The organism is Pseudomonas sp. EMN2 (assembly GCF_009650555.1).
In the GTDB taxonomy this organism is placed as follows: domain Bacteria; phylum Pseudomonadota; class Gammaproteobacteria; order Pseudomonadales; family Pseudomonadaceae; genus Aquipseudomonas; species Aquipseudomonas sichuanensis.
Genome location: NZ_VZZR01000090.1, coordinates 22,443 through 28,442, shown reverse-complemented (window position 1 = coordinate 28,442; position 6,000 = coordinate 22,443). Strand labels below are relative to the sequence as shown.

Here is a 6,000-nt window from a genome sequence, read left to right as displayed (position 1 = left end):
CCCACCAGGCCCTGCCCCTTGCCGAAAATCACGATGCGATAGGTCATGGGCGGTCACCTGCGGCGATGCCCTTGAAAGGGTTGCGGGTCATGCGGCCTTTCCTTTGTACGCAGAAAGCGCCGAACGCTAGCAGCTTGAGGACGCCTCCGACGGCGTCGGAAGCAGATCAAGAAACGTCCTACAGCAACAGCAGAACACTCACTCGAACATGCCTTGTCCTTAACAAAAAAACTCCGCAAGAACGTATTCATATCTGTCAGAAGCTTTGGCCCACCTTTCGCCCCATTCGCAATCGAGGCGGCACAGCGAAAGCGAGCTCACCCCGCAATGGGTTACCATACCGCCCTCACCCCAATGCCCCCAGCCGCCCATCCAACGGATCTTCCATGCGTCTGTTTCACACCTCCGACTGGCACCTTGGCCAGAGCCTGCATGGCCAGGAACGCGACTTCGAACACGCCTGCTTCCTCGACTGGCTGCTCGGCCAACTGCACCTGCGCCAGCCCGATGCGCTGCTGATCGCCGGCGATATCTTCGACACCGTCAATCCGCCGGTCAAAGCCCAGGAACGCCTCTACGACTTCATCGTCCAGGCCCATGAGCAACAGCCCAAGCTGGATATCGTGATGATCGCCGGCAACCACGACTCCGGCTCGCGCATCGAGCTGCCGGCGCCGCTGATGCGCCGCCTGCGCACCCATGCCCTGGGCCGGGTGCACTGGCTGGACGAAGGCCAGCTGGACGCCGAACGCCTGCTGATCCCGCTGACCAACGGCCGCGGCAAGGTGGCAGCCTGGTGCCTGGCCCTGCCCTTCCTGCGCCCGGCCGAAGTCACCGGCCCGGCACTGGGGGACGACTACCTGCAAGGCATCACCCAGGTGCACGAGCAACTGATCGCGGCAGCGCAGAAAAAGCGCAAGAAGGACCAGGCGCTGGTCGCCATCAGCCATGCGCACATGGCCGGCGGCAGCATCTCGGAAGACTCCGAACGCAGCCTGATCATCGGCAATGCCGAAGCCCTGCCGGCGCGGCTGTTCGACAAGGCCATCGGCTACGTTGCCCTTGGCCACCTGCACAAGCCGCAGAAGGTCAACCGCGAGAACCGCATCCGCTACAGCGGCGCGCCGATCCCGCTGTCGTTCGCCGAGATCAACTACCCGCACCAGGTGCTGGAAGTGGAGCTCGACGGCAGCGAACTGCTCAGCGTCGAGCCGCGCCTGGTCCCGCGCGCAGTGGCCTTGCAGCGGGTCGGCCCGGCCCCGCTGGGCGAGCTGCTGGTGCAGCTCGGCGAACTGCCAATGATCGACCTGCTCGAAGACCCCAACCGCCAACCATGGCTCGAAGTGCGGGTAGTGCTGGACGAACCGCAGCCCGACCTGCGCCAGCAGATCGAGGGAGCCCTGCAGGGCAAGGCGGTGCGCCTGGTGCGCATCAGCGCCGAGTACGCAGGCGCCGGCCGCCAGGAAGATGACGAACTCGCCTTCGTTGAACTGGCGCAGATGACCCCGCAGGACCTGTTCGGCCGCGCCTGGCAACAGGCCTACGGCAACCCCGCCGACGAGCAGGCCCTGGCCGATTTTGCCGAGCTGCTGCAGGACGTCCTGCACGAAGAGGAGCAGCCATGAAGATTCTTGCCATCCGCCTGAAGAACCTCGCCTCGCTGGCCGGGCCGATCGACATCGATTTCACCGCCGAGCCCCTGGCCAGCGCCGGCCTGTTCGCCATCACCGGGCCCACCGGCGCCGGCAAGAGTACCCTGCTCGATGCCCTGTGCCTGGCCCTGTTCGGCAATGTGCCGCGGCTGAACGACATTGCCCGCGAAGCCAAGGTGCCCGACGCCGACGGCGACATCCCCACCTCGGACCCGCGCAACCTGCTGCGTCGTGGCACCGGCAGCGGTTTTGCCGAGGTCGACTTCGTCGGCATCGACGGCCGCCGCTACCGCGCCCGCTGGGAAGCCAACCGCGCCCGCGAGAAAGCCAATGGCAAGCTGCAGAACAGCCGCCAGAGCCTGTATGACCTGGAAAGCGAACAGCTGCTCGGCAGTGGCAAGAACGAGTACAAGCAACTGATCGAAGCGCGCCTGGGGCTGAACTTCGAACAGTTCACCCGTGCGGTAATGCTGGCCCAGAGCGAGTTCGGCGCCTTCCTCAAGGCCGACGACAAAGAGCGCAGCGAACTGCTGGAAAAGCTCACCAACACCGCGATCTACACCCGCCTCGGTCAGCGCGCATTCAGCAAGGCGCGGGAAACCGGTGAACGCCACAACGACCTGAAGAAGCAGGCCGAGCACCTGCTGCCGATGGCAAGCGACGCCCGCGCCCTGCTCGACCAGCAACTGGAGCAGGCCCAGCAGCAGTTCAAGGCCAACCAAGGCCGCCAGCGCCAACTGGAACAGCAGCGCATCTGGTTCGACGAACAGCGCCAACTGCAAGCCCAGCACGGCGAAGCCCAGGCAGCGTTGCAAGCCGCCGAGCACAGTTGGCAACAACTGGCCGAACAGCGCCTCGACCTGCAGCGCCTGGAACGCCTTGCACCGCAGCGTCACCAGTTCCATCGCCAGCAGGATCTGGCCGGGCAATTGGCGCCGCTGGCCGTGGCGATTGCCGAACAGCAGCGCCAACAAGGCGAACTGCATGGCCGCACCAGCGAACTGGAGCAGGCACTGGAAACGGCGCGCCAGGCCCTGGCCCTGCATCAGGCACAGCACAGCGACAACGCCCCGCGCCTGCGCCAGGCATTCGCCGCCCAAGGCGACCTGGCCCGCCTCGACAAAGAGCTGGGCGAACAACAGGCAGCCTGTCAGCAGGCTGCGCAGGAAGTCGGCGCCGCTGAGCAACACCTGCAGCAGTTGGCAGATAACCAGCTGCGCAGCCAGCAGCAACTGGCGCAGATCGATGCGGCGCTGGCCGACAGTGAACACCTGGGTAGCCTGGCCAACGCCTGGCAGGCCTATCTGCCGCAATTGAAGCAAGTGATGCTGATCGGCGGCCGGCTGGCCAAAGGCCGCGAGGAGTTGCCCAGCCTGCAGGCCCAGGTGAGCCAGGCCAATGCCCAACTGCAAGCCCAGCGCGACAGCTTCGAGATGCTGTTCCACGAAGCCGGGGCCGAACCCCATGCGCTGGCCGAGCAGATCGACCTGCTCGGCGGCATGCTCCAGGACAACCGCAAGCAGCAGCGCGCCGTCGAGGAGCTTGCCCGCCTGCATGGCCGTGAGCTGGAACTGCGACAGACGATCGACGCCCTGCGTGATCGCCAGCAGCAGGCCATGCAGCAGCGCCAGCAACTGATCGGCGCGGGCACCGCAGCCAAGGCCGAGCTGGAAAGCGCCGAACAGGCATTGACGCTGACCCGCCAGTTGCTCGAACGCCAGCGCCTGGCGCGCAACACCAGCGTCGAAGAACTGCGCGCGCAGCTGCGCGATGGCGAGCCGTGCCCGGTATGCGGCAGCGCCGAGCACCCGTTCCACCAGCCAGAGGCCTTGTTGCACAGCCTGGGCCGCCACGACCAGGCCGAAGAGGAAGCAGCGCAGAAACAAGTGGAACAGCTCAACGCCAGGCTGGTGGAGCTGCGTACCGAGTTGGGCGTGGTCAACGCCCAGCTGAAGGATTATCAGCAGCAACAGCTCAAGCTGGGCGAACAGCTGCAGCCGCTACTTGAGCAGGTTCAGGCTCATGCACTGTGGCCGGCGCTCGCGCCCCAGGACGACAAGGCTCGCAGCGCCTGGCTCGACGGCCAGTTGCGCCGCCTGGGCGAGGAGATCGACCGCGACGAGAAACGCCAGGCCGCCCTGCTCGCCTTGCAAAAGGACGCCGCTCGCCTCAACCAGCAGTTGCAGGCGGCCAGCGAGGCCCAGCAACAGGCCCAGCGCCACCTCGACCAGCAACACCAGGCCCTGGCCGCCGACCAGCAGCAGCTGGAGCAGGGCCTGAACGACCTGGCCAGCGTGCTGCCCCAGGACATTCTCCAGGCCCTGCGCGACGACCCGGCCCAGGCCTTCCTTGGCCTCGACCAGCAGATTGCCCTGCGCCGCCAGCAACTCGACCAGCGCAAGGACGAACAGGAAGAACAACAGGCGCGCCAGCAACAGCTGGACAAGCTTCGCGACCAGCATCAGGCCCGGCAGCACAATCAGCAGCAACTGCTGCAGAAAATCGCCGCACTGGACGAGCAGCGCCAGCAGGCCCAGGCCACCCTCGGCGAGCTGCTCGGTGAGCAGCCCAGCGCCGAAGCCTGGCAGCAGCATATGGACGCGCAGCTGGAACAGGCGCGCGCCGCCGACGCCGACACTGCCCAGCAATTGCAGGCATTGCGTACCCAGGGCGTGCAACTGGCCGCTGAACTCAACGCCAACAACCAGCGCCAGCAGGCCCTGGAAAACGAGCACCAGCAGTTGCAGGGCGCAATCGACCAATGGCGCAGCAGCCACCCCGAACTGGACGACGCCGGCCTCGACCGCCTGCTGGCCATCGACGACGCCCAGCTCGGTGAGCTGCGCCAACACCTGCAGGCGGCGGAAAAGGCCATCGAGCAAGGCCGGGTACTGTTGCAGGAACGCGAGCAGCGCCTGCAGCAACACGCTGCCCAAGCCCATGGCGAACTGCCGGCTGAAGCACTGGAGCAGAGCCTCGCCGAGCTGCAGCAGCAGTTGGTCGCCCAGGAGCAGCAATGCGCTGAGCTGCGCGCCCAACAGGCCGACGATCAACGCCGCCAGCAGGCACACCAGGCCTTGGCCGAGCAGATCGACCAGGCTTATCAACAGTGGCAACGCTGGGCTCGCCTGAACGCCTTGATCGGCTCCGCCTCGGGTGATGTGTTCCGCAAGATCGCCCAGGGCTACAACCTCGACCTGTTGCTGCATCACGCCAACAGCCAGCTGCGCCAGCTGGCCCGGCGCTATCGCCTCAAGCGCGGCGGCAGTGCCCTGGGCCTGCTGGTGCTGGACACCGAGATGGGCGACGAACTGCGTTCGGTGCATTCGCTGTCGGGCGGCGAAACCTTCCTGGTCTCGCTGGCACTGGCCCTGGGCCTGGCCTCGATGGCGTCCAGCACCTTGCGTATCGAGTCGCTGTTCATCGACGAAGGCTTCGGCAGCCTCGACCCCGAGTCGCTGCAACTGGCCATGGATGCCCTCGACGGCCTGCAGGCCCAGGGCCGCAAGGTGGCGGTGATCTCCCACGTACAGGAAATGCACGAACGCATCCCGGTGCAGATCCAGGTGCGCCGCCAGGGGAACGGCCTGAGCGATGTCGAGGTGAGCGGGTGATTCTCTACTCGTTCCGCCGCTGCCCGTGGGCCATGCGCGCGCGCCTGGCCCTGCGCTATGCGCAGTGCCCGGTGGCGATCGTCGAAGTGGCGATGAAAAACAAACCGGCCGAGCTGCTGGCCCTGTCGCCCAAAGGCACGGTGCCGGTGCTCGATACCGGAGATGGGGTGCTGGAAGAGAGCCTGGATATCATGCGCTGGGCCCTTGCCCGGCATGACCCAGAGGACTGGCGCCTGCTGGCCGACCCGGCAGCAGCGCAACGGGCCGATGCACTGATCGCCCGCAACGACAGCACGTTCAAGGCTCAGGTGAACCTTTACAAGTATGCCGAGCGCTACCCCGAGCACTCCCGGGAGCATTACCGGCAACAGGCCGAAGCATGGCTCGCAGAGCTGGAAGACCTGCTCGAAGGCAGGCCTTACCTGCTGGCCGATCACCCGAGCCTCGCCGATGCCGCCTTGCTGCCCTTGATGCGCCAGTTTGCCGGGGTCGAACCGCAGTGGTTCGCCGAGGCGGCTTATCCGCGGGTGCGGAGCTGGTTGCAGGGCTGGCTGGAATCGGACCTGTTCAAGGCCGTCATGGCCAGGTGAGGCATCTCAAAGCGCCAGGATCGGCGCCGACATCAACAACAGCACTACCGCCGTGATACGCCACATCATGCTCTGCCCCTTGGAGAGTCAAAAATTTAGCGTCAAATTAAATCACATGGCGTTGTGCTATTACCAATGGCTTTA

The 6,000-nt window shown here is 65.8% G+C and carries 3 protein-coding genes; all 3 read left to right on the top strand.

Annotated elements, in window-relative coordinates:
- Window positions 1-386 precede the first annotated feature (386 nt).
- Genes F6X61_RS22650 through F6X61_RS22640 form a run of 3 tightly spaced genes read left to right on the top strand, consistent with a single transcriptional unit; the run spans window position 387 to window position 5,856 of the window.
- Window positions 387-1,625, top strand: coding sequence for an exonuclease SbcCD subunit D C-terminal domain-containing protein (locus tag F6X61_RS22650; RefSeq protein ID WP_153788636.1), 1,239 nt, complete (start codon window positions 387-389; stop codon window positions 1,623-1,625).
- Window positions 1,622-5,266 carry an AAA family ATPase gene (locus F6X61_RS22645; protein WP_153788635.1) on the top strand — a complete coding sequence of 1,215 codons (3,645 nt, stop codon included), beginning with the start codon at window positions 1,622-1,624 and terminating at the stop codon, window positions 5,264-5,266. The genes F6X61_RS22650 and F6X61_RS22645 overlap by 4 nt, the downstream gene beginning before the upstream one ends.
- The gene (locus F6X61_RS22640; RefSeq protein WP_153788634.1) at window positions 5,263-5,856 is read left to right on the top strand and encodes a glutathione S-transferase; all 594 of its coding nucleotides are present in this window, start codon (window positions 5,263-5,265) and stop codon (window positions 5,854-5,856) included. The genes F6X61_RS22645 and F6X61_RS22640 overlap by 4 nt, the downstream gene beginning before the upstream one ends.
- Window positions 5,857-6,000: the final 144 nt, after the last annotated feature.

Bases quoted from the DNA above. Each gene is read 5' to 3' on its own strand.
- F6X61_RS22650 (WP_153788636.1), top strand. From the start codon at position 387: ATGCGTCTGTTTCACACCTCCGACTGGCACCTTGGCCAGAGCCTGCAT.
- F6X61_RS22645 (WP_153788635.1), top strand. From the start codon at position 1,622: ATGAAGATTCTTGCCATCCGCCTGAAGAACCTCGCCTCGCTGGCCGGG.